13 protein-coding genes are annotated in these 16,675 nt (G+C 72.1%); 7 read left to right on the top strand and 6 right to left on the bottom strand.

Annotated elements, in window-relative coordinates; translation table 11 throughout:
• Positions 1-24 precede the first annotated feature (24 nt).
• Together ACWFR3_RS18950 and ACWFR3_RS18945 are read right to left on the bottom strand one after the other, a co-directional pair.
• Positions 25-1,782 (bottom strand): dihydroxyacetone kinase family protein, encoded by a 1,758-nt coding sequence (locus tag ACWFR3_RS18950; protein WP_453735734.1) that lies wholly within the window; start codon positions 1,780-1,782, stop codon positions 25-27.
• Positions 1,779-3,194, bottom strand: a complete 1,416-nt coding sequence (locus ACWFR3_RS18945) for an MFS transporter (RefSeq protein ID WP_453735733.1) — start codon at positions 3,192-3,194, stop codon at positions 1,779-1,781. Before ACWFR3_RS18945 ends, ACWFR3_RS18950 begins: the two co-directional genes overlap by 4 nt.
• 263 nt (positions 3,195-3,457) lie before the next feature.
• Between ACWFR3_RS18945 and ACWFR3_RS18940 the strand changes: the two genes are divergently transcribed.
• The 5 genes from ACWFR3_RS18940 (at position 3,458) to ACWFR3_RS18920 (ending at position 8,725) form a co-directional block, all read left to right on the top strand.
• Positions 3,458-4,228, top strand: a complete 771-nt coding sequence (locus ACWFR3_RS18940; protein ID WP_453735732.1) for a FadR/GntR family transcriptional regulator — start codon at positions 3,458-3,460, stop codon at positions 4,226-4,228.
• A gap of 202 nt (positions 4,229-4,430) precedes the next feature.
• A complete protein-coding gene (locus ACWFR3_RS18935) occupies positions 4,431-5,381 on the top strand; it encodes an ABC transporter ATP-binding protein (RefSeq protein ID WP_453735796.1) in 951 nt (316 codons plus the stop codon).
• Positions 5,378-6,358, top strand: coding sequence for an ABC transporter permease (locus ACWFR3_RS18930; RefSeq protein ID WP_453735731.1), 981 nt, complete (start codon positions 5,378-5,380; stop codon positions 6,356-6,358). The genes ACWFR3_RS18935 and ACWFR3_RS18930 overlap by 4 nt, the downstream gene beginning before the upstream one ends.
• Before the next feature lie 47 nt (positions 6,359-6,405).
• On the top strand, positions 6,406-6,810 hold the full coding sequence (locus ACWFR3_RS18925) for a GntR family transcriptional regulator (RefSeq protein ID WP_453735730.1): 405 nt from the start codon (positions 6,406-6,408) through the stop codon (positions 6,808-6,810).
• Between the two features lie 118 nt (positions 6,811-6,928).
• A complete protein-coding gene (locus tag ACWFR3_RS18920) occupies positions 6,929-8,725 on the top strand; it encodes an acyl-CoA dehydrogenase (protein WP_453735729.1) in 1,797 nt (598 codons plus the stop codon).
• Here ACWFR3_RS18920 and ACWFR3_RS18915 read toward each other — a convergent pair.
• From ACWFR3_RS18915 to ACWFR3_RS18905, 3 genes are all read right to left on the bottom strand, one after another.
• On the bottom strand, positions 8,667-9,326 hold the full coding sequence (locus tag ACWFR3_RS18915) for a DUF6629 family protein (protein ID WP_453735728.1): 660 nt from the start codon (positions 9,324-9,326) through the stop codon (positions 8,667-8,669). The two genes, ACWFR3_RS18920 and ACWFR3_RS18915, sit on opposite strands and share 59 nt — an antisense overlap.
• 54 nt (positions 9,327-9,380) lie before the next feature.
• Positions 9,381-10,778, bottom strand: a complete 1,398-nt coding sequence (locus ACWFR3_RS18910) for an FAD-binding oxidoreductase (RefSeq protein WP_453735727.1) — start codon at positions 10,776-10,778, stop codon at positions 9,381-9,383.
• 116 nt (positions 10,779-10,894) lie between these two features.
• Positions 10,895-13,498, bottom strand: a complete 2,604-nt coding sequence (locus tag ACWFR3_RS18905) for an ATP-binding protein (protein ID WP_453735726.1) — start codon at positions 13,496-13,498, stop codon at positions 10,895-10,897.
• Between the two features lie 213 nt (positions 13,499-13,711).
• Between ACWFR3_RS18905 and ACWFR3_RS18900 the strand changes: the two genes are divergently transcribed.
• Positions 13,712-14,836 (top strand): NADH:flavin oxidoreductase, encoded by a 1,125-nt coding sequence (locus ACWFR3_RS18900; protein ID WP_453735725.1) that lies wholly within the window; start codon positions 13,712-13,714, stop codon positions 14,834-14,836.
• Between the two features lie 105 nt (positions 14,837-14,941).
• Positions 14,942-15,574, top strand: coding sequence for a CGNR zinc finger domain-containing protein (locus ACWFR3_RS18895; protein WP_453735724.1), 633 nt, complete (start codon positions 14,942-14,944; stop codon positions 15,572-15,574).
• 28 nt (positions 15,575-15,602) lie between these two features.
• On the opposite strand, the gene ACWFR3_RS18890 is transcribed toward ACWFR3_RS18895, so the two are convergent.
• Positions 15,603-16,637: a LacI family DNA-binding transcriptional regulator gene (locus tag ACWFR3_RS18890; protein WP_453735795.1), complete on the bottom strand. Its 1,035-nt coding sequence runs from the start codon at positions 16,635-16,637 to the stop codon at positions 15,603-15,605.
• Positions 16,638-16,675 lie beyond the last annotated feature (38 nt).

The following is a 16,675-nucleotide window of genomic DNA, read 5'->3' as shown; positions in this document are numbered from 1 at the left end:
TTTGACTGCGGTGGGTGGTGACGCTCAGCCGCGCTGGGTGAGAACGCCGTGCACGGCGCGGACGATCAGGGCGAGTGAGTGGGCGCCGGCGTCGACGGTGCCCAGGGACTTCTCGGCGTGCGGACGTGCCCGGCCCATCCGGGGCAGCAGGTGTGCGGTGTCCCGGGCTGCCTGTTCGGCGGCGGTGGCGGCGGCGTTCCAGGCGGCGGCGAGGTCGGCTCCGGCGGTGACCTGTGCGCCGAGGGTCTCGGCGAGCGGCACGAGGACGTCGACCATCGTCTTGTCGCCCGCCTGCGCGCCGCCCAGGGCGATCACGCCCTCGGACGCCTCTCGTACGCCGTGGGCGACGGCTTCGGCATCGGGGCGCTCGGTGTTGCCGAGCGCGGCGCCGACGGAACGCAGGATCACGCCCCACAGGGCGCCCGATGTGCCGCCCGCCTTGTCGGCCCAGGCGTCGCCCGCGAGGGTGAGCAGGGACTGCGCTCCGGCGCCCGACTCCCGGGCCCGTACGGCTGCTTCGTACGCGCCGGTCGATCCGCGCCGCATGCCGATGCCGTGGTCCCCGTCGCCCGCGACGGCGTCGATGCGGCCGAGTTCGTCGGCGTGCTCCTCGACGGTGTCCTTGATGACCCGCAGGGCGTCCAGGGCGGTGGCGGCGGCGCGGCGGGAGTCGTCGGTGGCTTCGGGCAGGGCGGTCTCGCTGACGTAGATGTCGTCGAGGCCGCTCTCACCCTCGCCCTCGTCCTCGTACGAGGAGTCGTCCGCGGAGGCGGTGACGGCGCCCTTGCGGTACGCGGGGGTGTCGGCGGGGGCCGTCCACAGGGTTTCGAGTTCGTCGTCGAGCCAGGTCAGCGTGAGCGAGACGCCCGCCATGTCGAAGCTGGTGACCAGTTCGCCGACCTCGGGGTCGACGGACTCGATGCCCGCTTCGGCGAGGAGCGAGGCGACTCTGCGGTAGACGACGAACAGCTCCTCGTACTTCACCGAGCCGAGGCCGTTGAGGATGACGGCGGCTCGCTGCCCCCTCAACTCGCTGATTTCGTCGGGGAGTTCCTTGAGGAGGGTGGCGACGAGCAGTTCGGCGGCCTCGTCCGCGCTCGGCACGGGCCGCTCGTCGATGCCGGGTTCGCCGTGGATGCCGAGGCCGACGGCCATCCGTCCCTCGGGGACGGTGAACAGCGGCTCTTCGGCGCCGGGCAGGGTGCAGCCGGAGAAGGCGATTCCGAAGGAGCGGGTACGGGCGCTCGCGTGCTCGGCGACACGGGTCACCTCGGCGAGGGAGTGGCCCTGTTCCGCTGCCGCCGCGGCCACCTTGAAGACGGGCAGGTCGCCCGCGATGCCGCGCCGCTTGGCGGACTCGGCGGGGGCCGCGCTCGCCACGTCGTCGGTGACGGCGACGGTACGGGTGTCGACGCCCTCGCCCCGCAGCCGCTCGGCCGCCTGGCCGAAGTGCAGGACGTCGCCCGCGTAGTTGCCGTACATGAGGAGTACCCCGCCGCCGCAGTGGGCGGCCTTGGCCACGTTGCGTATCTGCTGGGCGGAGGGCGAGGCGAAGACGTTGCCGACGGCGGCTCCGTGCGCGAGGCCCTGGCCGACCAGGCCGGAGAAGGCCGGGTAGTGGCCGGAGCCGCCGCCGATGACGACCGCGACCTGGCCGCGGGTCTTAGGGGTCGCGCGGACGACACCGCCGGGCACGGAGCGCACCCAGCGGGCGTGGGCCGCGGCGAACCCTTCGAGCGCCTCGTCGGCGAACGCGGCGGGGTCGTTGTGCAGGCGGGTCATCGCATGGCCTCCGTCGGCTCGTGGGCTGCCGGCTCTGTGTCGGTCCCGCCGCGGGCGCCGAGCCGGATCATCAGGGCGGCGGAGAGCAGCATGAAGAAGCCGACCAGGTAGAGCGGCAGGTAGTAGGCGCCGCTCAAGTCCTTGAGCCAGCCGGTGATGTAGCTGGACGCGAAGCCCGCGATGTTGCCCGCGGTGTTGATCAGGGCGATGCCCGCTGCCGCGGCGGCGCCGGTGAGGAACCTGGACGGCACGGACCAGAAGACCGGCAGGGCGGCGAAGATCGAACACGCGGTGACGGTGATGACGGCGACGGTGGCCATGGGCGAGCCCATGTAGAGGGCCAGTGGGATGGTGACGCCGCCGACGATCGCGGGCCCGGCGATGTGCCAGGTGCGGGTGCCCTTGCGGGTGGCGTGCCGGGTCCAGAAGTAGAGGACGATCGCGGCAGGGAGGTAGGGGATCGCGGTGATCCAGGCCTTGTCCATCACGCTGAACGTGGTGCCGTACTGGTCCTGGAAGCCGTTGATGATGGTCGGCAGGAAGAACGCGAGGGCGTAGAGGCCGTAGATGAAGCCGAAGTAGACGACGGCGAGGGTCCAGACGCGGCCGTTGGTGAACGCGGCCTTCAGGTCGCCCTTGGCGTGCTTGCCCTCGTCGGTCGCGTGACCGGACTCGTCGCCGGACTCGTGACCGGTCTTATGGGCGTTCTCGGCGGCCAGTTCCTCGGTGAGCCAGGCCTTCTCGTCCGGGGTCAGCCACTTGGCGTCGGCCGGGCGGTCGATCAGATAGAACCAGGCGATGACGCCGAGCAGGATCGCGGGGACCGACACGAAGAGGAACATCACCCGCCAGCCCTCCAGGCCCAACAGGCCGTGGTGGCCGATCAGCCAGCCCGCGAGCGGGGCACCGAAGACCGTGGTCAGCGGCTGGGCCAGGTAGAAGAGCCCGAGGATCTTGGTGCGGTGGCGGCTGGGCACCCACTGGCTCAGGAAGAGGATCGCGCCGGGGAAGAACCCGGCCTCCGCGACGCCGAGCAGGAAGCGCAGGGCGTAGAGCTCGGTGCTGCTGTTCACCCAGGTGAAGAGGAGGGAGACGACGCCCCAGGTCACCATGATGCGGGCCAGCCAGCGGCGGGCGCCGAAGCGGTGCAGGGCCATGTTGCTGGGGACTTCGAGAACGATGTATCCGAGGAAGAAGATCCCCGAGGCGAAGCCGAACTGCGCGGCGGTGAGCGCCAGATCGTGGCCCATCCCGTTGGGTTCCGCGAAGGAGACGGCGGTGCGGTCCAGATAGTTCACGAAGAACATCAGGGCCACGAAGGGAACGAGACGGGTCGAGACCTTCCTGATCGCCGATTTCTCGACGGCTTGTCTCGTCACCGGTGCTACGGGGGGCGCTGCGCTGGCAGGCATGTGGCGACTCCTCGGCTCGCCGGACGGCTTTGTCCGGTCTGGGTCACTCTCGGCAGGTGGCGTGGGCAGCGGGGGGCGGCCACGCCGGGGCCGATCTGGAGTTCACGCTAGGCCCGATTTTCAAATTGGTCACCAATTTACCAAAGTGGCGAATGTCGCAAGGGTCGGAGTCGTTGAAGCCTTGACAAACACCAGGCGGCGGGAGGCACGCGGGCGCGGAGCCAGGACTCCCCGGCCACCGGATACGGCGGTCTGGTCTACTGGTGACCGTGACCAGTCAGCCCGATCAGCAGCAGCCGGATCTCGCCCAGCTCCTGCGCCCGGTGGTGCGCGAGTCCTCGGTCAGCGAGGTCGCCAAGCGCCTCCTCGACCACCTCTCCGCCGGGAACATCAAGCCGGGCACCCGGCTGCCCGCCGAGCGCCAGCTCGCCGAGGCCCTGGGGGTGGCCCGCTCCAGCGTGCGCGGGGCGCTGTCCGCGCTCGACGTCCTCGGCATCATCGAGATCAGGCCCGGCTCGGGCTCCTACGTCCGCGAGGGCACATCGGAGTTCCTGCCGCGCGCCATCAACTGGGGCCTGATGCTGGGGCAGCGGCGCACCCAGGACCTGGTCGAGGTGCGTACGTACATGGAGGGCGTCTCGGCGCGGCTGGCCGCCGAGCGGGCCGGGGAAGAGGATGTGCGGCGCCTGGAAGGGCACTTGGAGCGGATGCGCGAGGCGGGCTCGGACGTCAAGGCGTTCGTCGACGCCGACATCGCCTTCCACCTGGAGACGGCGCACATCGCGCGCAACTCCGTGCTCAGCGACATCCTGCACAGCATCCGCGCGCTGCTCCAGGTGTGGATGGAGCGGGCCGGCGACATCGAGGGCACCGTCAGCGGCACCCTGTGCGAGCACGGCGCGGTCCTCGACGCGATCCGCGCGGGCGACCCCGAGGCGGCGGACCGGGCGATGGCGGAGCACATGCGTATGGCGAACGTACGGCTGCAGTCTTCCCTTGACGGCGAGGGGCACTCCGCCGGCGCGGGGCGTTAAAGGCGCCCGCAGTTCCCTCCGGGGCGAGCCGTTCACCGCGGGCCGGTGGGGGCTTGTCGCGCAGTTCCCCGCGCCCCTAAAGCCCCTTGAGGGGCTCACCCCTGCCCGAAACCCAGTGACCCAGGAGGGTTTGACAGGTGCGCGTCGCGCAGATCATCATTCCATTAATTGTTTAATGGAATCGAGAGAGGCGCGCATGGACATGACCCCTGCCGATCCCGCCGAGACCGGCGACCCCTCGGGCGTGACCGCGCTCGAGGCCCGCGGCCTGGGCAAGCGCTATCGTCGCGGCTGGGCGCTGCGTGACTGCTCCTTCCGGCTGCCCGCCGGGCGGATCTGCGGCCTCGTCGGACCCAACGGCGCAGGAAAGAGCACCCTGTTGGGGCTCGCCACCCGTCTGGTGAACCCGACCGAGGGCGAACTGCGCATCTTCGGCGTACCGGCGGACGATCCGGCCGCGATGCCCCGCTACGCCTTCCTCTCCCAGGACAAGTCGCTGTACAAGCGCTTCACCGTGGCCGAGACGCTGCGCATGGGCAGCGAACTCAACCCCGGCTGGGACATGGCCGCCGCCGAGCGGATCGTGCGCTCCGGCGATGTCCCGATGGGCGCCAAGGTCGGCACGCTCTCCGGCGGTCAGCGCACCCGCGTCGCGTTCGCCCTCGCCTTCGGCAAGCGGCCCGAACTGCTGCTGCTCGACGAGCCGATGGCCGACCTCGACCCGCTGGCCCGCGACGAGATGAGCTCCCTGCTGATGTCCGAGGCCGTCGAGCGCGGCACGACGGTAGTGATGTCCTCCCACATGCTGGCCGAGCTGGAGGACATGTGCGACTACCTCCTGGTCGTCGCCGGCGGCAGGATCCGGATGGCCGGCGACGCCGATGAGCTGGTCAGTGCCCACGCCCTGGTGACCGGCCTCGCTCCCGACGGGAAGCCGCCCGCGGACCTCACCCCGCACACGGTGGTCGAGTTCCGTTCCCAGGGACGGCAGTTCCGCGCCCTGCTGCGCCCGGGCGGGCCGATGGCCCCGGACTGGGAGGTCACCGAACCGAGCCTGGAGGAAGTCCTGCTCGCCCACCTCCGCTCGCCGGACACGGAGCCGCTGTTCACGCACGACGCACGCATCGCCGCCGAAGGGATCGCCGCCGCATGAGCACCACCCTCACCGAGCAGCCGCGCACGGGGCAGCCCGCCAAGAAGCCCGGCCTGCTGCACGGGCTCACCTGGCTCGTCCTGCGCCAGCACCGCGCCACGACGTGGCTCGTCGTCGCCCTGGTCGTGCTCGGCGCGGCCGGGATCATCCACGAGCGCGGCGCGATGGCCGACATGCTCGCCGGGAAGGGCTGGCCGGACCGAGAGGTCCACCTGATGTCGGCCCCGCACGGTTTCGAGTACATCACCTCGGCGCTTGGCGCCCTGCCCGTCTTCTTCGGTGTCTTCCTCGGCGCCCCACTGATCGCGAGCGACCAGGAACACGGCACCGCCCAGCTGGTCACCACGCAGTCGGTGCCGCGCCGCCGCTGGCTCGCGGCCAAGCTCGCCTGGTGCCTCTCGCTCGTCCTGCTGTCCACCGTCGTACTCTCCACGCTGCTCTTCTGGTGGTGGGAGCCCTACCGCGATCTCATGCTCACGGACTGGCTGTCGGGCGAGGTGTTCGACAACACCGGCCCCATGCTCGCCGCGCTCTCCCTCTTCCTCACCATCAGCGGCGTCGCGATCGGCATGCTGCTGCGCAGGGTGCTGCCCGCCATGCTGGCCACCTTCTTCTTCGCCCTGTTCGTGGTGGTGGCCTGGGGCGAGTCCCGTGGCCGTCTCGCCACCCCGCGCCTGATCACGTATCCGCTGAACGGCGACGCGCCCCCCATCCTCGACAGCGGCAGCGCGGTGGAGACGGACCGCTGGATCGGCAGCGCCGACGGGCAGCTCTACGGATGGGGCACCTGCGCCGAGCAGACCGAGAAGGCCACCAACGCCTGCATCAAGGAGCACGGCATCGTCAACAACGTGGTCGAGTACTTCGGCTACGACCAGATGCCGGGCATGCAGTGGACCGGCGCCGCCCTGCTGCTCGGCGCGACCGCCGCCGTGGCCGTCTTCGTCCTGTGGTGGGCGTCGCGGCGGCCCCTCTAGGGCGATCACGAAGGCACATACGTAAAGTGTCCGCAAACGAGCAGAGAGTGGGGACAGTGGTCGAATTCCGCATCGACCGGCGCAGCGGGGTGGCCACGTATCTGCAGATCGTGCGCCAGGTCGAACAGGCCCTGCACATGGGCGCGTTGGTGGAAGGCGACCGGCTGCCCACGGCCGCGCAGGTCGCCGCGGCCACGAAGGTCAATCCGAACACGACGCTCAAGGCCTACCGCGAGCTGGAGCGCGCGGGCCTCGCCGAGGTCCGCCAGGGAGCGGGCACGTTCATCACCCGCTCGCTGGCCCGGCCGCAGGCAGGCCCGGACTCCCCCCTGCAGAACGCCCTCGCCCAGTGGATGCGCCAGGCGCGGTCCGAGGGGCTCACCGGGCAGGACGTCACGGCGCTGTTCGAGGCCGTGCACGCGGCCACGTTCCGGGCGGAAGGGGCCGAGTGAGGCTCCTCGCCGCGGACACCCTCGACAAACCCCATAAGCAACCGCTTAGTATCGGGTGTGCGGGGCTCCCTGCCCCGGGATCGGTCCCGCCGTAACCGTCACCGCATGGAGAATCCGCATGGCATCCCTGCTCCTGTCCCGTCGCGATCTCGAGTTCCTGCTCTACGAGTGGCTGGACGTGCCCGCGCTCACCGGCCGGGAGCGGTATGCGGACCACTCCCGCGAGACCTTCGACGCCGCCCTCGAACTCAGCGAGCAGATCGCCACGCGGCACTTCGCCCCGCACAACAAGAAGGCCGACGCGCAGGAGCCCACCTTCGACGGGGAGCGGGTGCACATCATCCCCGAGGTGAAGGAGGCGCTGCGCGTCTTCGGGGACTCGGGGCTCCTCGCCAGCGCCATGGATCACGAGATCGGCGGCGGGCAGCTGCCCGCCGTGGTGGCGCAGGCCTGCTTCGCCTGGTTCCAGGCGGCCAACGTCGGCACGGCCGCCTATCCCTTCCTGACCATGGGCAACGCCAATCTGCTCCTGGCGCACGCGTCGAAGGAGCAGATCGACACCTACGTACGCCCCATGGTGGAGGGCCGCTTCCTGGGGACGATGTGTCTGTCGGAGCCGCAGGCCGGTTCGTCGCTCGCCGATGTGGCGACGCGGGCCGAGGAGCGGCAGGACGGGACGTACCGCCTCTTCGGGAACAAGATGTGGATCTCCGGCGGCGAGCACGATCTGTCGGAGAACATCGTGCATCTGGTGCTCGCCCGCATCCCCGGCGGCCCGCCCGGCGTCAAGGGGCTCTCGCTGTTCATCGTGCCCAAGGTCCTGGTCGGCGACGACGGCGTGCTCGGCGAGCGCAACGACGTCGTGCTCGCGGGCCTCAACCACAAGATGGGCTATCGCGGGACCACCAACACCCTGCTCAACTTCGGCGAGGGCGCCCACCGGCCCGGCGGTGAGCCCGGCGCGGTCGGCCACCTCATCGGGGAGGCCCATCACGGCCTCGCGTACATGTTCCACATGATGAACGAGGCCCGGATCGGCGTGGGCCTGGGCGCCACCGCGCTCGGCTACACCGGCTATCTGCACGCCCTGGACTACGCGCGCACCCGCCCGCAGGGCCGCCCCGTCACCGCCAAGGACCCGGCGTCACCGCAGGTCCCGATCATCGAGCACGCCGACGTCCGCAGGATGCTCCTGGCCCAGAAGGCGTACGTGGAGGGCGCTCTGGCGCTGAACCTGTACTGCGGGCGGCTGCTCGACGAGCAGAACACCGGCGCCTCGCAGCAGGACCGCGACGAGGCCAAGCTGCTGCTCGACGTGCTCACGCCCATCGCCAAGAGCTGGCCGTCGCAGTGGTGCCTGGAGGCCAACAACCTGGCGATCCAGGTGCACGGCGGCTACGGCTACACACGTGAGTACAACGTCGAGCAGTTCTACCGCGACAACCGCCTCAACCCCATCCACGAGGGCACGCACGGCATCCACGGCCTCGACCTGCTCGGCCGCAAGGTCGTCATGGGCGGCGGCGCCGGGCTGCGGCTGCTCGGCGAGCGCATCTCGCGGACGAGCGCGCGTGCCGCCGCGGCGGGCGGCTCCGCGGCCGGGTACGGGCGTGCGCTCGACGCGTCCGTGGCCCGTGCGGTGGACGTGACCCAGCGGCTGTGGTCGACGGGTGACCCGCAGACGGCGCTCGCCAACGCGAGCGTCTACCTCGAAGCGGTCGGGCACGTGGTCGTCGCCTGGATGTGGCTGGAGCAGATGCTGGCGGCCGAAGCGGGCACCGAGGACTTCCACGCGGGCAAGCTCGCGGCCTGCCGCTACTTCTTCCGCCATGAACTGCCCAAGACCGAGGCCCAGTTCACGCTTCTCGAAAGCCTGGACCGGACCGCACTCGAACTGGACGAGAACGCCTTCTGATCCAGAAGTACAGGACCACCGAGCACACCGCCGCGAACGCGCACCACGTGGAGATGTACTCCCGGCGCCACAGCAGCACGCACACCGCCGCACCGGCGGCGACCAGGACCCCGAACAGGACGAGACCCCGGTCGCCGGAGAGGAACAGGGAGCCGACCGTGGCCAGGAGGTATCCGGCGACGATGAGACCGGACTGCGGCAGGTCGAGCACGTACCCGACGGTGTGGCCGCGGATCTCGGCCGTCACGGTGCGGGTCGCCAGGCAGTATGACAGCGCCGCCGCCGTCGCGATCCCCGCCGCAAGAGGGATCGCGAGGCGGCGGCGCGCTTCGGGCGGCGCCGCGCACAGCACCGCGAGGGGCAGCCACAGCGGGAGCAGCGGCAGGGCGATCACGGCCCAGGCGAGGGTGGCGGGGCCCGTGCCGCCGTCGCCCCGCCATACCTGCGACTCGATGATCTGGTGGGCGCCGAGCAGCAGCGGGAGCGCGGCGATCGGCACGTCGCGCGGGCGCCCGCCGCGGACCGCCCTGGTCACACAGGCCACCCCCACGGCCGCGACACCCGCGCCCGCCACGAGATCGGCCGTCTCGCTCCAGCACATGGGCCCACGCTACGGTCCCCGCAGCGCACCGGCGCGGCGGGCGGGCCGCGGGAGTTACGCGGGGCCGTGCGGGTCGGGCTCGATGTTCTGGTTGAGGCGGAAGACGTTGTCCGGGTCGTAGGCGGCCTTGATGCGCGCCAGGCGCGGGTAATTGTCCCGGTAGCTCGCCCGTACGCGTTCCTGGCCCTCGTCCATCATCATGTTCACGTAGGCGCCGCCCGCCGAGTACGGGTGCAGCGCGTCGAAGTAGTCGACGGTCCAGCGTTTGATGAGGTCGGCGTTGGCCGGGTCGGTGTCCACTCCCGCGTACACGCAGGCCCAGCGGGCGCCGCGGTAGCTCCAGGCGGTGTCGGCGGCGCCGGGGTCGTGGGCGGCCCCGTCGATGGGATACAGGTGCATCGTCGACTTCATGGTCGGCACCTCGACGCCGAACTTGGCGTGCAGGGCGACGGCGTCGTCCGGGATCTCGTCGACGAAGTCCGCCCGCCAGTACCACTGGTCGCCGGGCGGGTAGAGCCCGTCGAACATGGACTGGAGCACCGGATGCGGCATCTCCCCCACGGCGTGCAGGAGCGGATCGGGCAGCGCGTCGAGGAGGGGCGCCATGGCCCGGTCCGCGGCGGCCTGGTTCCCGGCGGTGTGGCACCACACGACGCCGCAGATCTTGCGCAGGTGGAGGCTCTCGGGGAAGGGCGGGGCGGGGGGCACGGTGCCGAACATGAAGAAGCCGGTCACCTCGCGGGGCAGCCCGGGCAGGAAGTCGCGGTAGGCGGCGAGGACTTCACCGCCCTGTTCGGCGGCCCAGAAGGTGGGGCCCGCGATGACCGTGCTCAGTTCGTGCAGCCGGAAGAGGAAAGAGGTGACGACGCCGAAGTTGCCGCCGCCCCCGCGGACCGCCCAGTACAGGTCGCTGTTCTCCTCGGCGCCGGCCCGCACCTGACGGCCGTCGGCGAGGACGAGGTCGGCCTCCAGGAGGTTGTCGATGCTCAGCCCGAACCTGCGCGTGAGGTGGCCGAGGCCGCCGCCCAGGGTGAGGCCGCCGACGCCCGTCGAGGAGATGATGCCGCTCGGTGCGGCCAGGCCGTGTTCGTGCGTGGCACGGTCCACCTCGCCCCACACACAGCCGCCGCCGACCCGTACCGTGCGGGCCGCCGCGTCGACCTCGATCGCCTTGAGCGGTGACAGGTCGGCGACCACGCCGCCCTCGACGGTGCCCAGGCCCGCTCCGTGGTGGCCGCCGCCGCGGACCGCGAGCGGCAGGCCGTGCGCGCGGGCGAAGCCGATGACGCGGGAGACGTCGTCGGCGTCGGTGCAGCGGGCGACGAGTGCGGGACGCTTGTCGGCCATGGCGTTGTAGACGGCGCGCGCCTCGTCGTACCCGGCGTCGTCCGGTCCCTTCAACTCCCCTTTGAATCCGGCCAGTTCCCTGCGTGCTTCCTGTGCTGGCGTCATGGGCTCCCCCGTCATGGTCTCCCCCGTTGGATCGGGGCATCCGATGAGCCCGTTCTAGTGCCGCCCCCGCCGCGCCGGTAGACGTCCTCGCCACCCAGCTAATGTCCGGCCGTTGCCTACTTTTCGCGGTCGATCTCGATGCCCAGCTGCGCCGCGCGGGCGGCGACCTCGCGCCGGGTGCGGGCGCCGAGCTTCTCCAGGACCGCACGGACGTGGTTGTCGACCGTGCGGACGGACAGGAAGAGCCGGGCGGCGATCTCGATGTTGGTCAGGCCCTCCGCCAGGAGGCGGCCGACCTGGAGCTGGCGTCCGGTGAGGCCGGCGGGGTTGCGGCGGGTCGCCGCGTGCGGACCGCGCGGAATGCGGGCCACGCCCAGGGTGCGCAGATCGGCGCGGACGATGCGGGCCAGGGGCTCGGCGCCCAGGGCGTCGAGGGCGGCGAGCGCGGTGAGCTTGTCCGTCGGGTCCGGGCTGTCCGCGAGGGCGGCGGCGTGCTCGTAGGGGCAGCCGGCCGCCCGCCAGGCCTCGGCGGCCGGGCGCCATCGCCCGGCGGCCTGCAGGTCGTAGGGATGGTCCGAGCCGTCCACGGAGACGGGCTGCCCCGCCTTGGCGAGCCAGTGGCCGAGCTCCGCGCGGTACGGCGTCGCGGCCAGGGAGCGCGCCTGTGCGTAGAGCGGGCCGACGGCGTCGGTCACGGCCGCGAGGTCACCGCGCAGCCAGGCCGCCTCCGCACGGGCCGCCGCGACCGGGGCCGTGCGCTGGAGCTCCCTCGTCCGCGCGGCGACCTCCCAGGCCCGTCCCAGAAGTTCCTCGCCGCCGTCCGCGCCGCGCCGGATCCGCACGCGCGCGAGGACGGTCAGCGCGGGGCAGCGCGCGGGCGGGAACTCCTGCGCGTCACCGGACTCGGCCTGCTGCTCCGCCTCGTCCCACTTCCCCGCGGCGAACTGCCGCAGCGCGAGCTCCACTTGGAGGTAGCGCAGGAACCCCAGATGTTCCGTGCGGTCGGCGAACTCCATGGCGGGCCCCAGGAAGTGGTCCGCCTCCGCGAAGCGGAGGTTCTCCAGGAGCGTCCAGATGACGTTGGCGTAGGCCCGGCAGGCGTGCTCGGCCTCGTCCGCCTTCAGGGCGACCGCCAGGCTCTCCTCCAGCTGCGGGCGCCCCAGCGGATCGCCGCCGCGCCAGCGTGCGGTGCCCACGTTGTTCAGGGCGTGCGAGAGGATCGCCGCGTCGCCGGTGCGCCGGGCCAGGGTGATGGCGCGCTCGCCGAATCCGACGGCCTCGGCATACCGGTCGGAGAGCATGCGCAGCTGGGAGGTGTTGCTGAGCGCGAGCGCGAGCAGCTTCTCGTCCCCGGCCTGTTCGAGTACGTCGATGGCTTCCCTGGCGGCCTCCTGCGCCGCGTCCGCGTCGCCCGCCCACCAGTGGATGCGCGAGAGCCAGCGCAGATCGGCGCCGAGCGCCCGCAGGTCGCCCAGCGAGCGGCGCAGGGCGACGGCTTCCCGCTGGGCGCCGACGGCGGCCGGGGAGTCGGCGATGGTGTAGCTCTCCACCGCGAATCGTTCGAGCAGGTCGGCGAGTTCCGCCGGGCCGTAGCGGCCGCGCTGGCGCAGGACAAGGCGCAGCTGGGCGGCGGCCTCCCGGTGCGCGCCGGTGCGCGCGGCGTCCCTGGCCGCGTCGGGGCCGTAGCGTGCGATGGCGTCCTGGTCGCCGGCCTGGGCGGCGTGGTGGACGATGCGCGAGTAGTCGGCGCCGGGCTGTGCGACCAGGACGGTGAGCACCTTGCGGTTGAGCTCGATGCGCCGTGCCGCGGGCAGCGAGTCCGCGATGGCCCGCCGGATGATCTCGTGCCGGAACATCACGCGCTCCGGGGACACGACGAGCAGGCCGCGCCGCTCGGCCGCGGTCAGCTGGCCGAGGCCCTCCGGCAGCAGCGCGTCGGCCAGGGGGCGCTCGGCCGCCGACGGCACCACGGCGAGCTGTTCGAGCGCGTCGCGTGCCGCGTCGTCCAGGCCGCGAAGCCGGGCCAGGACGGCGTCGACCACGGTCGGGGGCACGTCCCCGGTGCCGCCAGCCGCGACGACCTCGGCGACGTAGAAGGGGTTGCCCGACGTCACGGCGTACACCTGGGCGGCGTCGAGGCGGCTCGCCGCGCTCAGGGTGCGCACCGCGGTGCGGGACAGGCGGGACAGCGGGACCCGGTGCACGCGGGCGGCCTGTGACACCTGGCCCAGGAGGTGGCGCAGGGGGTGTTCGCGGCTCAGCTCGTCGTCACGGTAGGTCAGCACGAGGACCGCGGGCATGCGGTCCATGCGGCGTACCAGGAATCGCAGTGCGTCGAGAGAGGCCTCGTCCGCCCAGTGCACGTCCTCTACGACCAGGACCGTCGGATGCGGCGGATCACCGAGCTCGGCCCGCAGCGCGTCGTACACCCGGTACCGGTCGCCGCCCTCGGTGACCGCCTGCGCCAGCTCCGCCCGTACGCTCCCGACAAGGTCACGGAAGGGGCCGAGCGGGCGCCGCATGGCGAGGTCGTCGCACTGCCCCACAAGCACCCTGGCCTGCGCGGACAGTGCTCCCGGCAGCGCGTTCACGAGGCTTGATTTGCCGATCCCGGCCTCGCCGAAGACGAGCGCCACCGAACCCGCGCCGCCGGCCGCTTCCCGTGCCGCGGCGGTCAGCCGAACCAGTTCGCGATCCCGCTCGAGGATCCCCCCGTCCACGCGGGAATTGTCCCACGCTGCGGCGTATTCCCGTGGGCCGTCGGGAGGTTCGGCCCTCGTCGGCTCATGACCGTGGGCCCCGGATGGTGCGGGCCGGCGTCGGGGCCGCGGGGACGGCGTGGCGGGACCCACACCCGGCGACATGAGTAAAGCGGGTACGCTTGCGTCATCGATCACATAATGATCAACCCTCGTTCCCTGCCAGGAGGACGCATGACCTCGCCGTCGCAGACCGCGCGCACCCCCCAGACCCTCGATCGCCCCTTCAGCGTCGGCAGCCTCACCCTGCCCAACCGCATCGTGATGGCACCCATGACCCGGGAGTTCTCGCCGGGCGGCGTACCGGGCGCGGACGTGGCGGAGTACTACGCCCGCCGGGCCGCCGCCGGCGTCGGCCTGATCATCACCGAGGGGACGTACGTCGGCCACGCCTCCGCCGGCACGAGCGACCGGGTCCCGCGCTTCCACGGCGACGACGCCCTCGAAGGCTGGCGCAAGGTGGTCGACGCCGTGCACGGAGCGGGCGGGAAGATCATTCCGCAGCTGTGGCACGTCGGCATCACCCGCGACGAGGGCAAGGGCCCGGTGCCCTCCGCCCCCGCGGCGGGCCCCTCCGCGATCGGCCTGGACGGACAGCCCAAGGGCAGCGCCCTGACGGCCGACGACCTCGACGACGTGATCCGGGCGTTCGCGGACGCCGCTGCCGCCGCCGAGCGCATCGGCTTCGACGGAGTCGAACTGCACGGCGCGCACGGCTACTTGATCGACCAGTTCCTCTGGGAGCGCACCAATCGGCGCACCGACGGCTACGGCGGCGACATCGAGTCCCGCACCCGCTTCGCCGCGGAGATCGTCGCGGCCGTACGGGCCGCCGTCTCGCCCGACTTCCCCGTCTTCTTCCGGCTCTCGCAGTGGAAGGCCGGCAGCTACGACGCGCAGCTCGCCCAGTCCCCCGAGGAACTGGAGCGCCTGCTCACGCCGCTGGTGAACGCGGGCGTCGACGTCCTGCACGCCTCCACCCGCCGCTACTGGGAGCCCGAGTTCGAGGGCAGCGACCTCAACCTCGCGGGCTGGGTCAAGAAGGTGTCCGGGGTGCCCGTGGTCACCGTGGGCTCGGTCGGCCTCGACCAGGTGTTCATCGGTGCGCAGGGCTGGGCGGCGCCGTCCGCCGCCACCGGCATCGACCCGCTCATCGACCGCCTGGAGCGGGACGAGTTCGACCTGGTCGCGGTGGGCCGCGCCCTCATCGCCGACCCGGAGTGGGCGGCCAAGGCCCTGGAGAGCCGGCTCGGCGACGCGCTGCCCTTCGACAAGTCGCAGCTGACGAGCCTGGTCTGAGCGACAGCCACCCGATGCGGTCCCGGCGACGCCCGGGACCGCACTCCGGGCGACGGCAGCTAAGCCCATACGCTACTGTCGCCCGCGGTCGCGTAGGATATGTCCATGACCTGGCCTGCCACCGAGCGTTATTTCCCCACCGCCGTCCCCGGCGGCCTGGGGCTCGTGCAGGACATGCTGAACACCGCGCCCTCCGGCGGCGCACCCGACGCCGATCTGCTCGGTGACGTGACCGCCGCGCAGGACTGGATCTCCGTGGCGCTGCCCACCTGGGCCGAGCGGACGGGGCGCACGGCGGTGCGGCTCACCCTCACCGAAGAGGACCTGCCCAAGCTGCGGCAACTGCGCGAACAGCTGCGCCGCGCCCTGCACTCGCGGTGCGGCAGCACCGGCGGCGAGAGCGACGGCGGCGAGGGCGACACCCCGCGCTACACCTCCTGCGCCCTCCAGGTCAGCCTGCACGGCGACGCGGCCCTGACCACCGAACCCGAGGGCGAGGGCTGGCGCTGGCTGACCTCGGCCGTGCTGTGCGAGGCGCTGCTCGCCCAGACGACCGGAGAGTGGCGGCGCCTGAAGATCTGCCGCAACGAACGCTGCGCCACGGCGTTCTACGACCGCTCCCGCAACAACAGCGGCGTCTGGCACTCCACCCGCGACTGCGGGAACGCCGCGAACCTGCGGGCCTCGCGGCAGCGCCGCAGGGCGGGCGCCGAAGCGGAACCGACGCCGGGCGGCTAGGGCCTGATCCAAACGAGCGGCCCTGGCGTCAACTGCCGTACTCCACCAGGCTGGTGGGCGTCACGATGCGCTGCACCGAGCCCAGTACGGACTTCTTGTCGGGGTCGGAGCCCTTCCCCCGCAGCCGGTCCGCGAGCAACTGGCCCGCCACCCGGCCCACTTCATCGCTGTCGTACGCCACGAGCGTGAGCGGCAGGCCCAGCGAGTCGGCGAGCTCGAAGTCATCGAAGCCCGCGAGCGCGGTGTCGGTGCCGGACGCGCGGATGGCGCGGAACGCCCCTATCGTGTTGCGGTTGTTGGAGCAGAACAGCGCGGTGGGCGGCTCGGGCAGCGCAAGGAGTTCGGCTGCGGCGCGCCGGGCCTCGCGCGGCTCGGTCTGGCCCTGCCGTACGCAGCTGTCGTCGAAGGGGATGCCATGGGCGGCGAGGGCGGCGGCGTATCCGCGCAGGCGCTCGGTTCCGGTGTAGACGGCGGGCGGTGAGCCGAGGAAGCCGATCCTGCGGTGGCCGCGGGTGATCAGCCGGGCGGTGGCGGCGCGGGCCCCGCCGAAGTCGTCGACCAGGACGCAGTCGGCCTCGAACCCTTCGGGCGGCCTGCTGGCGAGCACCACGGGTACGCCGTCGGCCGCCGCGGCGGCGAGATGGCGCTGATCGGCCGCGGCGGGTACGGCGATGATGCCGTCGACGCGGCGGGCCACCAGGTCGGCGACGAGTTCGCGTTCGCTGTCCAGGTCCTGCCCGGTGTTCCCGATGACGGTCTTGAAGCCGTCGCCCCCGATGACGGAGTCCACTCCGAGGGCGAGGCGCGAGTAGAAGGGATTGGCGAGGTTCGTGACGACGAGCCCGACCAGGCCGGTGCCCCGGCCCAGGCGGAGGCTGCGGGCCACTTCGTTGGGCCGGTAGCCGAGCTCCGCCGCAGCGGCGCGGATGCGCTCCCGGGTGGCCGGGAGCACGCTGGGGTCGTCGCGCAGGGCCCTGGACGCGGTCATCGCGCTGACTCCCACCCGCTGGGCGACGTCCCGCAGGGTGGCCGGGCCGTCCGCGGGGGAACGCGGTTCAGGCATCGTCACGTGTTGTCCTCTCTCCCGGGTCCCACGGGCCG

Source organism: Streptomyces sp. NPDC055189, from assembly GCF_053606765.1.
The sequence above is the reverse complement of the archived record's forward strand: the minus strand, read 5'-3'. Positions and strand labels throughout refer to the sequence as shown.

Bases quoted from the DNA above. Each gene is read 5' to 3' on its own strand.
- ACWFR3_RS18915 (WP_453735728.1), bottom strand. From the start codon at position 9,326: ATGTGCTGGAGCGAGACGGCCGATCTCGTGGCGGGCGCGGGTGTCGCG.
- ACWFR3_RS18890 (WP_453735795.1), bottom strand. From the start codon at position 16,637: ATGCCTGAACCGCGTTCCCCCGCGGACGGCCCGGCCACCCTGCGGGAC.
- ACWFR3_RS18930 (WP_453735731.1), top strand. From the start codon at position 5,378: ATGAGCACCACCCTCACCGAGCAGCCGCGCACGGGGCAGCCCGCCAAG.
- ACWFR3_RS18945 (WP_453735733.1), bottom strand. From the start codon at position 3,194: ATGCCTGCCAGCGCAGCGCCCCCCGTAGCACCGGTGACGAGACAAGCC.
- ACWFR3_RS18950 (WP_453735734.1), bottom strand. From the start codon at position 1,782: ATGACCCGCCTGCACAACGACCCCGCCGCGTTCGCCGACGAGGCGCTC.
- ACWFR3_RS18900 (WP_453735725.1), top strand. From the start codon at position 13,712: ATGACCTCGCCGTCGCAGACCGCGCGCACCCCCCAGACCCTCGATCGC.
- ACWFR3_RS18935 (WP_453735796.1), top strand. From the start codon at position 4,431: ATGACCCCTGCCGATCCCGCCGAGACCGGCGACCCCTCGGGCGTGACC.
- ACWFR3_RS18910 (WP_453735727.1), bottom strand. From the start codon at position 10,778: ATGACGCCAGCACAGGAAGCACGCAGGGAACTGGCCGGATTCAAAGGG.
- ACWFR3_RS18895 (WP_453735724.1), top strand. From the start codon at position 14,942: ATGACCTGGCCTGCCACCGAGCGTTATTTCCCCACCGCCGTCCCCGGC.
- ACWFR3_RS18920 (WP_453735729.1), top strand. From the start codon at position 6,929: ATGGCATCCCTGCTCCTGTCCCGTCGCGATCTCGAGTTCCTGCTCTAC.